The sequence below is a fragment of the bacterium genome (assembly GCA_035549195.1).
Classification (GTDB): Bacteria; Oederibacteriota; Muellerivitia; order Muellerivitales; family Muellerivitaceae; genus DASZRK01.
This window is the reverse complement of sequence record DASZRK010000031.1, coordinates 1-14674: the sequence shown is the minus strand read 5'-3', so window position 1 is coordinate 14674 and position 14674 is coordinate 1. Positions and strand designations below refer to the sequence as shown.

The 14674-nt window shown below is 62.2% G+C and carries 12 protein-coding genes; all 12 read right to left on the bottom strand.

Features of this window, described 5'->3' with window-relative positions; translation table 11 throughout:
* Nucleotides 1-9 precede the first annotated feature (9 nt).
* The gene (locus tag VHE12_07600; GenBank protein ID HVZ80649.1) at nt 10-900 is read right to left on the bottom strand and encodes a sulfotransferase; all 891 of its coding nucleotides are present in this window, start codon (nt 898-900) and stop codon (nt 10-12) included.
* The gene (locus VHE12_07595) at nt 893-2245 is read right to left on the bottom strand and encodes a flippase (GenBank protein ID HVZ80648.1); all 1353 of its coding nucleotides are present in this window, start codon (nt 2243-2245) and stop codon (nt 893-895) included. Before VHE12_07595 ends, VHE12_07600 begins: the two co-directional genes overlap by 8 nt.
* On the bottom strand, nt 2245-3114 hold the full coding sequence (gene cysQ, locus VHE12_07590; protein ID HVZ80647.1) for a 3'(2'),5'-bisphosphate nucleotidase CysQ: 870 nt from the start codon (nt 3112-3114) through the stop codon (nt 2245-2247). The genes VHE12_07595 and cysQ overlap by 1 nt, the downstream gene beginning before the upstream one ends.
* Nucleotides 3111-4757 carry an MraY family glycosyltransferase gene (locus VHE12_07585; protein ID HVZ80646.1) on the bottom strand — a complete coding sequence of 549 codons (1647 nt, stop codon included), beginning with the start codon at nt 4755-4757 and terminating at the stop codon, nt 3111-3113. Before VHE12_07585 ends, cysQ begins: the two co-directional genes overlap by 4 nt.
* A 141-nt stretch (nt 4758-4898) precedes the next feature.
* Entirely contained in the window at nt 4899-6593 is a 1695-nt protein-coding gene (locus VHE12_07580; GenBank protein ID HVZ80645.1) for a polysaccharide biosynthesis tyrosine autokinase, read from the bottom strand.
* Nucleotides 6594-6651: 58 nt separating this feature from the next.
* Nucleotides 6652-7401 carry a polysaccharide biosynthesis/export family protein gene (locus tag VHE12_07575; GenBank protein HVZ80644.1) on the bottom strand — a complete coding sequence of 250 codons (750 nt, stop codon included), beginning with the start codon at nt 7399-7401 and terminating at the stop codon, nt 6652-6654.
* Between the two features lie 74 nt (nt 7402-7475).
* Nucleotides 7476-8273 carry a LysM peptidoglycan-binding domain-containing protein gene (locus VHE12_07570; protein HVZ80643.1) on the bottom strand — a complete coding sequence of 266 codons (798 nt, stop codon included), beginning with the start codon at nt 8271-8273 and terminating at the stop codon, nt 7476-7478.
* Nucleotides 8274-8276: 3 nt separating this feature from the next.
* On the bottom strand, nt 8277-9131 hold the full coding sequence (locus VHE12_07565) for a hypothetical protein (GenBank protein ID HVZ80642.1): 855 nt from the start codon (nt 9129-9131) through the stop codon (nt 8277-8279).
* A gap of 246 nt (nt 9132-9377) precedes the next feature.
* Nucleotides 9378-9950 (bottom strand): hypothetical protein, encoded by a 573-nt coding sequence (locus VHE12_07560; protein ID HVZ80641.1) that lies wholly within the window; start codon nt 9948-9950, stop codon nt 9378-9380.
* A gap of 23 nt (nt 9951-9973) precedes the next feature.
* Entirely contained in the window at nt 9974-11104 is a 1131-nt protein-coding gene (locus VHE12_07555; GenBank protein ID HVZ80640.1) for a hypothetical protein, read from the bottom strand.
* A 116-nt stretch (nt 11105-11220) separates the two neighbouring features.
* Nucleotides 11221-13080 carry a PorV/PorQ family protein gene (locus VHE12_07550; GenBank protein ID HVZ80639.1) on the bottom strand — a complete coding sequence of 620 codons (1860 nt, stop codon included), beginning with the start codon at nt 13078-13080 and terminating at the stop codon, nt 11221-11223.
* The coding region (locus tag VHE12_07545; GenBank protein ID HVZ80638.1) for a FlgD immunoglobulin-like domain containing protein at nt 13077-14674 on the bottom strand (1598 nt) is incomplete at its 5' end. The genes VHE12_07545 and VHE12_07550, both read right to left, overlap by 4 nt.

Here is a 14674-nt window from a genome sequence, read left to right as displayed (position 1 = left end):
TTTCCGTCCTTATTTCCCAGGAGCCACCCAAGCCGTAAGATCACGCCCCAGTATTTTGGATAAAAGCTTTACATCCTCGAAATAATACGCCTTTAATTTCTCTTCCACGTCCAGGCTTATCTTTTTCCTCTTATTTTTTTTCGCATACAAGAACGAAAATTTATTCAGCAATCCAAATTCAGGAGTGCCAAATTTTGCGTGCATGTACAACTTGAAGTCAATCAATCTGGCGAAAACTCTCTGCAAATGGACGTTACTAATCGACCTATTTTCATTGATGATTGAAAACTCTATTCTCCCATCGAGCGGAACTTCTAAAAAACGTAATACATCTTCATAAATCTCTTTTGTCCTGTTCTGAAAATCATCAAAAACTATCACCATGACCTTCCTTGCATTTACATTTCCCAACATATATTCCAATTGTTTGCCCAATAACCCCCATTCTGCGTATTGAAACCTTTTCGTCTCGAACACAAATTTGGAAAGATCTTGTCTTTCTTCTTGCAAATCCCAAGCCTCAACAAAATCTAAAATTGTCTCTCCTCCTGCATACAAATGCTGAGAATGCAATGACTGAACTAACTCGATCGGGTTTCGGACCATCACAATAAATTTTGATTCAGGATTGAACTCAAGAATAGCTTTTACCGCCACTTTGGAATACAGATACGTTGTCGAAGCCTCTCCAATCGCCGTGTGAATATTCTTATTAACATTCGAAAAAAGTTTTAAATAAGTCTTTTCCTCCATCTGAACCTTCTTTTTTAAATCAAAATCAAAATAATAAGGCTCTTTTGGACTACTCATAAACACATTAGGATGGTTTCTTAGATACTCACTCAGTGCTGTCGTTCCGCATTTGGGTGCGCCAACAATAAAAAAGTTCGGCTTAACCATTGTTTGACCCTCGAAAAATTTCGGGAACTGTCCAGATCTCCAATTTCTCATGCACTAGGTAGACTGCGATCAAGTTGGTGGCCGCCACACCCAAGGAAGTCGCGATGGCGGCACCCATGGTTCCAAAGGGTGGTATCAACACCAAGTTCAGGACCAAACAAAGTAAAGCGATGAAAACCGCCCGGTTCTGGATCAGCTTTTCATGGCCGCTCATGATCAAGAGGTACCCAACCGATCCCGTCGCCACGTTCACGAATTGGCCGATCGCCATAATGGCCAAAAGCCAAGCCCCGGACCTAAAATCGGGACCGAACAATCCCATGATAAAACCCGGGAAGATCAAAAAGACAGCCAGGATGGGCCCTGCCAGAAGGGTCATGAGCCTGGCGCTCTGACGGGCCGCATGGTCCAGGTCCTTCATTTTCTTCTTCTTGTAGAGTTCGGCGAACTTGGGTGCCGAGATGCTGTTCACCGCTGAAAGAATGACACTGACCGCCATGGAGACCCGCAGGGCTGTTCCAAAGACCCCGACCTCGGCCTTGGTCGCCCAGATCCCCAGGAAGAACATCGACATCCACTGGGTCAGCGTTTCAAAGACCGTGGTGATGAAAAGGGGCCTTCCGCTCTCGATCAAATGCTTGTTCTTGAACTTGGGGATCACTTCCACCAAGCGAGGGGTGGCCGCCCGCCAAAGGAAATAGCCCAAAAGGGCCGTCAGGACCGTCGCCAGGAGATAGACCAGGGCCGCCTCCTGGGCTTCGCTTTTAAGCCATAAGACCAACCCAAGACAGGTCAGGGCCGGCAGGGCCACATTGGTGACCAGCACCGAATCCTTGATCCGCTTCAGTCCTTTCAAGGCCTCTGCCTGGAGGGTCAGGAACGACATGGGCGCGATGGCCAAGGCCATCCAACGCAAGGGCCCTGTCAATTCGGGCTTGTGGAAGACCTTCTCGGCGATGGGTCCTGCGGCCAGGAATACGACCAGGGAAAGGGCCCCGGAAGCCAGCAGGGCCAGGGCCATGCCCTTTTGATAGACCCCTTTGACCGAGGCCCAGTTGCGGACAGCCGCCCCTGCGGCGATGAACCGTAGCAGGGTATTGTCCAACCCCAACTTCCCCACCACCGTCCCCAGGGTCAGGACCGTCAAGGCCAGGTAATAGAGCCCCGCGCCATCCGCCCCGCAACGGCGGGCCAGGATCCAATTGAATAAGAAGGCCAACCCCGCCCCAAGGACCCGCAAGACCAGGGAAATGGCGGCCCCATAGAGGATCTCCCCCAAATGACCTTCCATATGGCCTTTGAGAATGGGGGTATTCTTCAGCAGGCGTTCCAGGGTTTTTTCCATCAAACCGTCCCCATCTCCTGCAACCCTCTCAAGAACCCGGGGTTCCCCACCCAGAAAGCGGGGTTATGAAGGTCCGGCTTGTTGTAGCCCAGGGGCTCGGTCGTACCCCACCGGCATACCGCCCCACCCGCCTGCTCGGCCACCGTCTGCCCGGCCGCCGTGTCCCATTCCATGGTGGGTCCCAGCCGGGGGTAGAGATCGGCCTTTCCCTCGGCCACCCGGCAGAACTTCAAGGAACTCCCCGCCGAGACAGATTCGACCTGGTAGGCCGGTCCCAGACCCTTGAGGAAGCTTTCGGTTTCCGAGGACCTATGGGAGCGGCTGGCGACCACGCGTAATGGCCCGTCCGTCTTTGGCGGATCGGCCAAATACAGTTTTTTTGAATCCCGCTGTAATTCCCCTGACCCCGCCCTGAGGCTCTCGAAGGGCCCCTCGCTCCTATAGGCCCCCACCCCTTCGGCCGCGTAATAAAGGACCTTCAAGGCCGGGGCATAGACCACCCCCAAGACCGGCTTACCCGACCGGATGAGGGCGATATTGACCGTGAACTCGCCGTTCCTGTTCAGGAACTCCTTGGTGCCGTCCAGGGGATCCACCAGCCAATAAGCCTCCCACCCCTTCCGTGCCTCATAAGGGATGTCCTTCCCTTCCTCGCTAAGGAACGGCAGGCCGGTGGGGGCGAGTGCCTTTTGAATGACCTCATGGGCCAGCCGGTCGGCCTGGGTGACGGGGCTCTTGTCCGCCTTGAATTCGACCCCGCATTCCCCCTCATAGACGCAAAGGATCTCCCGCCCCGCTTCCAGGGCGGCCTCCAAAGCGGGAAGAAGAAGTGCTGGAAGATCGAGGGCGGAGCCGGTGGAACGGTTCAATTCAACTTGGCCTGGTGACCGTGCCTTTTGCGCAAATGGTGGCCGCTGGTCTTGTGGTGGGGCAGACGGTGGATCATGGCATGGTTCAGGTTCGGCTGGCCTTCGCCCAGTTTCATGCAGGTCTCCACCGACTCCTTCATGAAACCGCTCATCAGGACCCGGTATTCCATGTCCAGTTCATCGGCGTGCAAGTGGGAGTCGAAGATCCAAAAGGCCTCTCCCCGCCCCCCGGGCACTTCGTAAAAGTCGAACACTTCCCCGCTGAGGGACCCCGCTTGCGCCGTCAGGAATTCCTCGGCCTTGGAATGGACGGAGTCGTCGTTCTGGAAAAAATATTCCAAGCCCCCCTTCCCGCGGACATCCGGCGCGATCCTCAGCCGGAAACAACGCACCCCCAGTTCCCGGCAGGCCTGGCCCACCAGGGCCAAGACCTCTTCCCGATCATGGGTCAACCCCAGCTTGACCCGTTGCATGGCGATGAAATGGTTGGCGATCTGGTAATGGGGCCGGGCCTTGATGCCCCGCATCCGAAAGACGTCCAGGATGCCGGTGCGGGGGCCCAAATAGGCCAGGAGCATGGACAGGGGCAACAGGAGCCAGGTGGCGATCGCGTTCTGCCGGACCATGGCCAGGAGGGCGGCGGCGACGAGGATGGACTGGAAAGTTCCCGCCAGGATGGCGATGGTGTCGGCCTGCAGGCCCTGCTTCATGAGGCGGTGGTGCAGGTGGTCCTGTTCGGCCCATTCCATGGACCGGGCATAGGCCAGGCGCTTGGCGAAACGGCGGAGGGTGGAGAGGGTCACCTCGCTCAAGGCGTAACCCGCCAGGAGGGTCGCCGCCAGGAAATGGAACCGCACGGGCTCCTGGTCCAAGGGCGGGTCCGCCACGCCGTCCAACATGGCCACCAGGGCCGGCTTCCCCTGGCCCATGGCGACCAGGGAACAGGCCACCAGCGCCCCCAAGGCATTGGATCCCGAATCACCCAGGTAGATCTTGGCCGGACGCCAGTTGAAGAACAGGAAGACCAGAAGGGCCCCCAAGGCCGAGACCCACAAGACCCCCGTGTGGGAAGGGCCCCCCGTGATCAGGGCGACCGCCCCAAGACCCAGGAGGGAAACCACCCCGACGGTCCCGGCCAGGCCATCCGCCCCGTCGATGAAGTTGAAGCCGTTCACCACGCCCAGGATCCAGAACAGGGTCAGGGGATAGCCCAGGAAGGAGAGCTGGAACGGAACGGTCCCGGGGAGATGCATGACGTAAAAATGGAACCCGCAAAGCACGAAGGCGCCGAAAAGGAGGACCTGGGCCAGGAGTTTCACCCGGGGCTTGAGGTCGTAACGGTCATCGAGGAAACCCAGGATACCCGCCAGGACCGTGACGGTGAGGACCAGCAGGATCCTTTCCTCGCGCAAGGGGTCCAGGGCCAGGTTCTTCCCAAAGAGGAGCAGGCCGCCAACGACGGAAGCCAACAAGGAAAGCATGAAGGCCAGTCCGCCCACCAGGGGGACGGGTTTCTCGTGGATCTTGCGGTGCCCCGGGCGGTCCAGGAGGCCCTTGGCATGGGCCAAGCGGATGAGAAGGGGGATGAGGATCAGGTTGGCCAGGGCACCGGCGGCGAAAAAGAGCAGGTTAGCGGGATTCATGAGGACACCCTGGAAAAAGTGAGGAGTTAGGAGTTGGCAGTTCGAAGGTAACCACTTTAGCCCCATTCAATGGAACGACCCAGCCCTCAACGCTTTCGACACAAATGCCCGAACCACCCGCGGCAGGCGGCCCTCACGATCTCACTTTCTTTTCGTTACGGCCTCTTCGGGGCCGTAACGATATTGCCGGTAGCCGCCATACCCATAACCGTACCGATAAAGACCCTTTTTGATCGGCACATAATTCAAGACCGTTCCGACCACATGGGTGCCGACCCGGCGCAGGTGTTCCAGGGCGTTCCTCACATTGGAGGAATGGCTATGGTTGAAGCGGCTCATGAGCACCACCCCGTCCAGCATCGTGGAGAGGACCACCGAATCGGTCACGGGGATGACAGGCGCCCCGTCGAAGACCACAAAGTCGTATTTTTCCTTCATCTCCCCGATGAGCTTCTTCATGGCGGCGCTGCCCAGCAGTTCCGCCGGGTCCGGCGGGGTCACCGTGTTGGGCAAAAGGTCCAAACCCTCCACCCCCGAGGGGCGGATCATGTCCTTCCAAGCCTTCTGGCCGGTCAGGGCCAGGGGCAATCCTGTTTCCATCCCGTTCTCCAGACCAAAGACCTTTCGAACGGACGACTTACGAAGGTCCGTATCCACCAGCAGGACCTTCTTGCCGCCCTGGGCCAGGGCGATGGCGACGTTGGCGTTGACCAGGCTTTTCCCTTCCTCGGGACCCGGCGAAAGCACCGCGAAAGCCTTCAAGGGCTTGTCGGCCTGGGCCAGGGTAAGGTTGGTGCGCAGCGTCTTGAAGCATTCCCGGTAGAAGCTATGGTCGAAGACCGGGTTATGGATGAGGTACTTGGGGCTGAAGCGCTCCTCCCCCGCCGGGGCCCGCAACCCCTCCGGGAAATCCTCCCAAAAATCGGGGATCACCGCGTAGTTGGGCAGGCCCGTCACCCGCTTGAGGGTCTCCTCGTCCTTCACCCGGTCCTGGAGGCGTTCCAGGATGAAGGCGGCCTGCAATCCCAGGAAGGGTCCCAGGAGCAGGGCCAGGATGAGGACGATGGCCTTCTTCGGCCAGACCGCCTTTTCCGGCACCTGGCCCTCGTCCATCACCACGATGCCCGCGTCGTCCACCTTCTCCTCGATCTGGGCCTGTTGGAGCTGCTGGAGGAGCTGGGCATAGATGACCTCGTCGGCCTTGGACTCGTCGTTGAGGCGCAGGTCGGGGTTATTGAGCTTTTCCTTGATCTCCTTGACCTGGCCCTCCAGGAAGATCCTTTTGGATTCCGCCCCCTTATGGGAAAGGTCCAGGTTGACGGAGATGAAGGCCGCCGCCCAGGCGTTGGCCAGGTCGGCCGCCAACTTCGGGTCGTGGGACTTGGCCGCGATGGAGAGCACGTTGGAGGTCTTCACGTTCGAGACCTTGATGACGTGCTTGAGGAGTTTTTCCAGCACCTCCTGGTCGGTCAGGTCCCGGTATTCGGGCTTCTCGGCGAGATGCAGGCCCTTCACGACCTCCCCGGCCACGGATTGGGACTGGGCGATCTCCACATAGGTCTGGATGGGGTCCCCGGAGCCCGAGAAGGGGTCCAGGGACTTGAGCATTCCCTGGGGGGAGAGCGAATTGTCGGGCACCTTGACGGTGGTGGTGACCTCGTAGGTCTTGGGCCAAAGGAAGGCGTAGAGCAGGCCCAGGCCCAGGACGATCCCGGCGGTCCAAAGGATGAGCTTGGAATGGGTCAGGGTGACCCGCAGGATGTCCCGCAGGCTCAGTTCCTCATCGGCCGCTGGGCCCGGTTGGAGGTTTTCGATCGGCCGATCCATCTCGCTCATAGTGCGCACCTTGACCCGGTTCCCTTCATGCCCTTCGCGTCCTCGTGGTGAAAAGATCTCATTTCTTGTTCAGGTTCGTCACGATGACGGCCGTGGAGGCCAGGATGCTGGCGATGATGGCCCATTCCCCGATGGTGGGCCAACCGCTCTTGGGCACCTCCAGCACGTCCCCCGGATAAAGATAGGGGTCGGTCATCGTGGCCCCCGTGTCCCGCAGATAATGGTCCAGGTTCAATTTGGATTTGGTGCCCGCATGGATGAGGATCGCCCCGCCCATGTCGGCGTCGGGAAGGGGCCCCCCGGCCAGGGAAAGGGCGGAAAGGAGGGTGGGCCTGCCGGCGATCTGGAAACGCCCGGGCCGGGCCACGTTGCCCAGCACCGAGACCCAATAGGTGCTGGATTCCTTGATGAGCACCGTCACCTTGCGGGGCTTGGAAAGGAGCCGGGCGATCTTCTCGCTGGCCTCCGAGGGGGTCAGCCCGGTGAGCAGGAGCCTGCCGATGAAGGGGAACACGATCTGGCCGTCGGTGTCCACCTGGTATTCGGTGGGCAACTGGCTGATGACCCCCCCGGCGATCGAGCCCCCGGAGGAAATGACCCCGCTTTCCCCATAGACCTGGATGCCCAGGATGTCCCCCGGTCCGATGACCAGTTTGGGGTAATCGGGGGCCTTATCTTTGGAGGCGGGTTTTTCCTTGGAAGAAGGGGCGGCTAGGAGCGGGAGGACCGGGGCGAGGCCCATCCAAAGGGCCAGGCCAAGGGCGATGCGGCGCACGAAAAGGGTGTGGGTGTTGGAGAGGTTCATCATTCGCGTATTCTAGCACCCTTTCTTATAGGGAAACCCTGGTCAATATTGCCGGAAAAATGTCCCGATAACCCGGGTCACTCCCCCTTTTCAGCCTCTTTTTCCTTTTCCGCCCCGGGAATGGCCAAGGGGGTCTTGGGCCGGATCAGGCCCGGCTTGGCCAGCTTATCCTGGTTGGCCTCGTAGATCCTCTTCCAGTCATGCCCCTTCCCGTAATGCTTCTTGGAGATCTTCCAGAGACTATCGCCGCTTTGGACCTCGTAATGATCCGCCGGCGCCGTCGCGGATCCCTTGGACTTGGATAGCGCCCGGGGACCCTTGGAGTTACCGTCCAGGTCGAAAGGAAAGGCAAAGCCCGCCCGGCCGCCAAACGAGGAGAGGAGGTCCCCGGAGGTCGATGGATCGCCCTCATAAAAGGCCGTCAGGTCCAGGTCCATGAAATCGGCCAGGGGATGGCGCAACCCCACCCCCACCGTGGAGGAGAGGTCCCCGAGCCACCACCGGTTATGGGGAACGATCTGGCTCAAGGGACGGAAACCCAGGCCCAGCAGGAGGTAGGGGTTCCAGTCGGAGGAGGGGAGGGGAGTCCAACGGCCATAGAGGCGCGTCCCGTCGATATAGACCCGGCTGTTCCCGTTGGCGAAAGCCGTCAATTCGGTCCCCAACCCCAGGGCGATGGAGGGGGCGATCTGGAGGTCGATGCCGGCATGACCGCTGAAGCCGAAACCCGCCGGGAGGGCCTGGTCGCTCACCTTCCCTGCCGCTCCAGCTTGGAAAGAAATGGATCCCTCGATGGCCCGCGCTTCCCCCGCCGCCAGGACCAAAAGGATCCCGGTCGTTCTCATCGCCACCGCAAAACTTGTCCTTCGTCCCATTCCTTAATTCTCCTTTTGTTCGGGTTGCAGCCAGATCAATTTTGAAAAGGGCGGGACCCGCAGGCGGGCCCCCGCCTTGGCGGTCCCGTGGCGGAAAGCCCCGGGGTTCGCGTCCATGAGCACGTCGCTGTAGCGGTCGTCCCCCCACAGCTTTCGGCTGATCGAATCGGCCGTTTCCTCCGGGCCGCAGGCATAGACGCCGCCCTGCCGGCCGATGTCGGCGGGAGAGGGCCCCTCGGGGACCTCGGCGGACGCCTGAGGAGCGGTCCCCGGGACCGGCGCCGCGGCTTGTTCCCTTCCCGCCGGGGCGGCCTGGGGAACAGCGGGGCTTGGGGCGGGAGCGGATGCTTTTTCGGGAGCGGCCGAGTCCCCGCCGAAGGGGAAGGCCAACCCGCCCCGGGCCCCGATGGAGCTGAGGGCGTTATTGAGGGGGGAGTTCAGGTCATAGAAGGCCGTCAGGTCCAGGTCGATTCCGGAAACCAAGGGATGGCGGACCCCGATGCCGGCGGTGGATTCGAAGTTCCCCGGCCACCAACGGTGGTTCGGGTCCAGTTCATAGAAAGGGCGGAAGCCCGCCCCGGCCGTGAGATAGGGGTTCCAGTCGGAGGCGGCGAAGGGGGACCAACGGGCGAACAGCCTTGTGCCGTCCACATAGAGCCTTTGGTTGCCCTTGGCGAAGGCGGTCAGGCCCGTTCCGATCCCCAGGGCGAGGGAAGGCGCCAGGTCGATGTCCAGGGCCACGCGCCCATTGAACCCGAACTCGGCGGCCAGGTCCTGCCCTGCGTGCGGAAGGGCTTGGGCCACGCCGCCTTGGAACGTGAAGGACCCGTCCAGGGCCCAGAGTGGTGAATTCCCCAACGAAAACCCGAGGGTTACGATTAACCCAATTTGAAAAAATTTTTTCCCGGTGAACTTCATACACAACTCCTGGTCGATAGGTCGGAGATCGATTGAGGGGAGAACGGCGGGACTAATCTATTCAAAGACCAGGAACATTCCAAGGGCGGACTGTTCTTTTGGGCGGTCATTTACAAAATGGTAACTTCGGACCAAATGGACGTTCCACGAGGACAAAAAAGCTTCACCTTAAACCCTGGCGAAGGGTCACCGGCGGAGGGTCCCGTCCGGGGTGTCGTCACGGGATGCGGGTCGGGGCGTCGGTCCGAAAAGAAAACTCCACCCGATCCGCAGCCCCATCCCCTGGAAGGGATGGCGGAAAGGCGAAAGCAGTTCGTACTGGGCGCCCAGGTCCAGCGCCTGCCGGTCGCTCATGAAGACCCGGTAGCCCACGACGGCCGTGCCGTGGAAACTACCCGGCTTCATCCCATCGACCAGGCCCGGTTCGAGCGCCAAGCCCGCGGTACCCTGCAGGTACCACTCCCCTTCCCGGGTCGTGCCTAAGGGATAGAGCCGACCGCCCAGGTCCCAGGAGACAAGGGAAGCGGAGGGACCGTCGAACATTTGGGAGAAGCCCAGGCCCGTCCCGAAGGAAAGGACCGGCGCGGGACGCCATTCGGCGAAAACCGAAGCACCCGGCCCGAAAGAACCGCCTGCCCCCGGCGGAAGGATCAAATGGCCCAGCAGGTCCAGATCGAGGCTGAAGCGTTGGGGAGGTTCGTCGCAGGGAGCGGACAGGGGGAAAAGCAGGAGGGACCCGAGGAGGAACAGGCGTCGCATAACGGCCGCAGGACCCCCGAGGGTCAGGGATTGTCCTTATCGGACACGTTCTTCCACCAGATGTAATAACCCCGTTCCCAGGCCTCGTCATGGATGTAGTCCAGCCACTCGTCGCTCGGAGGGGCCGGCACCTTCAGGACCACGCCCGGGACCAGGTTGACGGGATGGATGAGGGCTTCCTCGTTCGCGTCCACCAGGATGGGGTAAAGGTCCTCGTCGTCGTAGAGCTTGGAGGCGACGGAGCGCATGTCGTCCCCCACCTTCCAGCGGTAGGCCTTGGGCCCCTTCCAATCGGGCCGGTGGGGATAGGGCAAGTGGGCGGTGACGTGGTAAAGGCGGATGTAGCGTTCGCTCAAGGCCTCGGCGGAGAACTTATCGAGCTCCTCGTCGGTGAAATGGCCCGTGGGCATGCGGATCTCGCTGCCGACCTTCAGGAGCGAGACGTGGGCGAAGAGGTCCGGGTTGACGTCCACGATGGCGGGGTAGAGGCCCTCGGCCCCCAACTGGCGGACCGCGATCTTCTTGAGGGTGTCCCCCGGCTTCCAAATATAGGTCCCGGGCTGGTCCGAACCCTTCCCCAGGTCCAGGGGGATCTTGTGGGTGATGTCCGACGGCCAGCGGTCCTTGCCGAAGAGGAAGGTCAGGCCCAGCTTCGCGCCCACGCCGCTGCTGGGGGCCAGGATGGGCGACCAAAAGTCGTACTGGAGCCCCATGTCCAGGGCCAAGCCCTTGTCGAGGAAATGGCGGTAACCGAGCCCCGCGTAACCGTGGAAATGGCCGTGGGTGCGGATGCCGTTGTTGACGTTATAGCCGACCCCGCCCTGCAGGTAGACCTCCCCGCCGTCCAGCACCATGGGAAAGATGCGCCCGGCCGCGTCCACCGACATGAGGGAGATGCTCTTGTTGTCCGGGGAGAAAAGGTAGTCGGTCCCGAACCCGAGGGAAAGGACCTTGAGGAACCGGTAATCCAGGAAGGCGGACCCGCCCAGTCCCCACTGGGGATCGGCGGGCTTGTTCTGGCCGTTGAAAAAATAAAAACCCTGGCCGACCGCATCGATGGAAAGGGAGATCTGGTCCGTGGGTTCCTCGGCCCGGAGGGACAGGGGGGCGAGGATCAAGGCAAGCAGTAGGGTGGATAGGTGAAGGCGCCTCATGGCAGGCATCTTACCACCCCCCCAAAAAGCTTTACAACCAACCCCTCTGAGTTTGCCGGGCCCGGTCCGATCGGCCCCGGTCCGGGCCTAAAAAGCCTGAAAATGGGCGGCCCCTCTCAAGGCTCGTCGCGCAGGAACTCGGCCCCGGACAGGTTGGACTTCTGGGACCATTGGCCCCTCGCGTCCTTCGGGGCCACGACAAAGAGGATCTTGCTGCGGCTAGAGGGGACTTGGACCAGGTCGGTCTTGGTCCCCGGGGGAAAGTCCTTCCAACGCTCCAAGATGCCGTCCTGCTCGTCCCCCACGAAAAGGGTATAGCCCTCGGCCCCCGCCGCATCGCCCCAATCCAGGAACATCCGGTGCCGGGGTTCGGGCTCCACATGGAGCTTCAGCCGGGGCCTTTCATCCGCCATGTCCTGCTCTTGGGGGGTCGGGAACCAGAGGAAGAACCCAAGGGTCATCTCCTTCTTGCGCGACCGGGAGAGGGTGGTCACGTACCAGCGCCATCCCTGTAACCCCGAGATGTCCGTGACCCAGACCTGGTGGCCCTGGCGCGGATAGCGGGTGAGGCGGACCATCCGGCCCGAGGGGGACATGCGGTAGATGTGGTAGCCTTCCGAATCGGGATCGGGTTTCCAGGAGAGGTGCAGGCCCACCCCGTCCACTTCCCCTTTCACCCAACTGGAGACCGAGACCCTTTCCCCCGCCCCGCCCACGCCTTCCTCCTCCGGCAGGGTCTCGGGGGCCACCGCGTAGGTGTCCGGGGAGGGAAAGCTGGCGACCGAACCGTTCAGGGTCCTCACCGAGAACCGGTAGATGGTCCCGGACGGGATATGCTCCAGCCGGAAGTAGGGATTGAACAGCGGGCGGGAATGCCCTTCCGGGCCTCCGTCCAGGGGTTGATAGGTCACTTGGAAGGCCTGGCCCGGGCCCTGCGGTCTTTCCCACCGGACCTCCAGGGCCCCTTTCACGGGCTGGACCTGGACGTTCTTGGGCGGGTTCGGTTCCCCGCCGCCGATCCAGGGACCGTCCCACCACAACAGCCCCGACACCCGGTGGATGACCCCCAGGTCGTTGAAGGGTTGGAAGGCGTAATCCAACTGGATGAAATCGACCTTCACTCCCGCGCCGGCCGAAAGGCCGTTGGTGGTCAGCTCCGTGTCCCGGGACCGGGCCTGGTAGCCGCAACGCAGGGCGAAACTGTCCCGGTACCAATATTCCGCCCCCGCCTGCAGGGACTGGGTGTTGGAGCCCAGGTAGGCCGTCCCTCCCAGGGCCAGTTCCAGGCGATGGTCGGGGCTTTCGATGGCCCGCCAGGCCAGGCCCAGGTTGACCAGGGTGGGGAGCGGTTCCAGCGAGGCGAGTTGGATGCCCGGCCCCAGGTTCATCACGCTGGAGGCCAGGGTCAGGTTGGGCGAGGGCTTCACCCGCAACCCCAGGTCATAGGCCATCCCGTTCCCGGTCTGGGAATCCAACCGGCGCTGGATGTACTTCACCGCGGCCCCCAGGTGCAGCGAGTAGAAGGATTTCCCCCAACCGGCGATGAAGGCCTGATCCTGGGCCGTCCCCGGCATCGCCAAGGGATCGGCCGTGCTGTTGAAGGGGGCGGTCCCCATCTCGATGTAGCCCAGCCCCAGCACGCCGGCCTCGCCCATGGGCACGGCCGCCCCCAGGAAGTTGTAGTCGATGCCCGCCAGGAAGCGCTCGTAGCCGAAGCCCGCTTCGGGAAGGCGGATGTTCCCCAGGCCCGCCGGGTTGAAGGACAGGGTGTTGACGTCGTCGGCCACCGCGCTAAAGGCCTGGCCCATGCCGTCGGGCCGGGCCCCGGTGGTCATCAAAAGAAAGTCCGCGCCGGTGGTGAGCGGGACCGCCGCGGCCGGGACCGGGAGCAGGGCAAGGACCAGCAGGAGGACACCCGACCGCAGGGGAAGGGAGCGCGATGGACCGCGGGAGGATCCTCGGGATCGGTCGGTCATTGTCGCAGCACCACGACTTTCTTGATGTCCAGGCGGCCCGGCTCGGTGAGGACCACCAGGTAGAGCCCGGAGGCCAGGGGCGCCCCCGTATCGTCCCGCCCGTCCCAAAAGGCGGTGTAGGCCCCCGGCGCCATGGAGCCGTCCAGGACCTTCCGGACCTCAAGGCCCGCCACGTTATAGACCTCCAACCGGACCCGCCCGCCCCCCGTCACCCAATAATCCACCCGCAAAGGCGGGTCGCTCAGGTCCTTGAATTCGTTCGATCCCAAGGCCAGGGAAAGGGCCACCGTGGGGGTGGCGCTGGGGAACGGGGTGCCGGTATCCGTCGGGCTCAAGGTCGGCGAGAAGGTGGGGCTCCAGGTCGGCGAAGCCGAAGGCGTAGCGCTGAGCGTAGCCGACGGAGTCGGCGTGGTCGAAGCCGTCACGGTGACGGTCGGTGAATCGCTGGGGGTGGCGGTCCAAGTGTCCGTGGGGGTACTGGTCGGCGAAACCGAAGGCGTAGCGGTGGCCGTATCCGTCCCCGTGTCCGTGGCGGTGGCACTGTCCGTGGGGGTACCGGTCGGCGAAGCCGAAGGCGTAGCGGTGAGCGTAGCCGACGGAGTCAGCGTAGTCGAAGCCGTCGCCGTATCGGTGGCGGTCGAAGTGGCGCTATCCGTCGGGGTACTGGTCGGCGAAGCCGAAGGCATAGCGGTGGCTGTATCCGTCCCCGTATCCGTGGCGGTCCGCGTCGCGGTATCCGTGGGGGTCCGGCTGGCCGTGGAAGTGGGCGTCTGCGAAGCCGTGGAAGTAGGGCTATCCGTCGGGGTTGGCGTGGAGGTGTCCGTTCCCGTATCCGTGGCGGTGGAAGTCGCTGTAGCGGTGGCACTATCCGTTCCCGTGGAACTGGCCGTCGCGGTGGCACTATTCGTCGGGGTGACCGTTGTCGTATCCGTGGCCGAGGAAGTGGCGCTGTCCGTGGGGGTAGTGGTCGGCGAAGCCGAAGGCGTAGCGGTGAGCGTAGCCGACGGAGTCGGCGTAGTCGAATTCGTCACGGTCGGAGTGGCGCTATCTGTCGCGGTGTCCGTCGGCGTATCGGTGGCCGTGGAAGTGGCGGTACTCGAAGGGGTCGAAGTGGCGCTATCCGTCGCGGTATCCGTCGGCGTATCGGTTCTCGTATCGGTGGCGGTGGAGGTGGGGGTGTAGGAGAAGACCGGGGTGTCGGTCACGGTCGAGGTCGGGGTCGAGGTGGCCGTATCCGTCCCCGTGTCCGTGGCGGTCCGCGTCGCGGTATCCGTGGGGGTCCGGCTGGCCGTGGAGGTGGGCGTCTGCGAAGCCGTGGAAGTAGGGCTATCCGTCGGGGTTGGCGTGGAGGTGTCCGTTCCCGTGGAACTGGCCGTCGGGGTGGCACTGTCCGTCGGGGTGTCCGTTGTCGTATCCGTGGCCGAGGAAGTGGCGCGGTCCGTGGGGGTACTGGTCGGCGAAGCCGAAGGCGTAGCGGTGAGCGTAGCCGATGGAGTCGGCGTAGTCGAAGCCGTCGCGGTATCGGTGGCGGTGTCCGTCGGCGTATCGGTACCCGTATCGGTGGCGGTGGAGGTGGGGGTGTAGGAGAAGACCG

Coding starts and splice junctions, on each gene's coding strand:
- VHE12_07580 (HVZ80645.1), bottom strand. CDS start 6,593: ATGAGCGAGATGGATCGGCCGATCGAAAACCTCCAACCGGGCCCAGCG.
- VHE12_07600 (HVZ80649.1), bottom strand. CDS start 900: ATGGTTAAGCCGAACTTTTTTATTGTTGGCGCACCCAAATGCGGAACG.
- VHE12_07570 (HVZ80643.1), bottom strand. CDS start 8,273: ATGGGACGAAGGACAAGTTTTGCGGTGGCGATGAGAACGACCGGGATC.
- VHE12_07585 (HVZ80646.1), bottom strand. CDS start 4,757: ATGAATCCCGCTAACCTGCTCTTTTTCGCCGCCGGTGCCCTGGCCAAC.
- VHE12_07595 (HVZ80648.1), bottom strand. CDS start 2,245: ATGGAAAAAACCCTGGAACGCCTGCTGAAGAATACCCCCATTCTCAAA.
- VHE12_07560 (HVZ80641.1), bottom strand. CDS start 9,950: ATGCGACGCCTGTTCCTCCTCGGGTCCCTCCTGCTTTTCCCCCTGTCC.
- VHE12_07550 (HVZ80639.1), bottom strand. CDS start 13,080: ATGACCGACCGATCCCGAGGATCCTCCCGCGGTCCATCGCGCTCCCTT.
- VHE12_07555 (HVZ80640.1), bottom strand. CDS start 11,104: ATGAGGCGCCTTCACCTATCCACCCTACTGCTTGCCTTGATCCTCGCC.
- VHE12_07575 (HVZ80644.1), bottom strand. CDS start 7,401: ATGATGAACCTCTCCAACACCCACACCCTTTTCGTGCGCCGCATCGCC.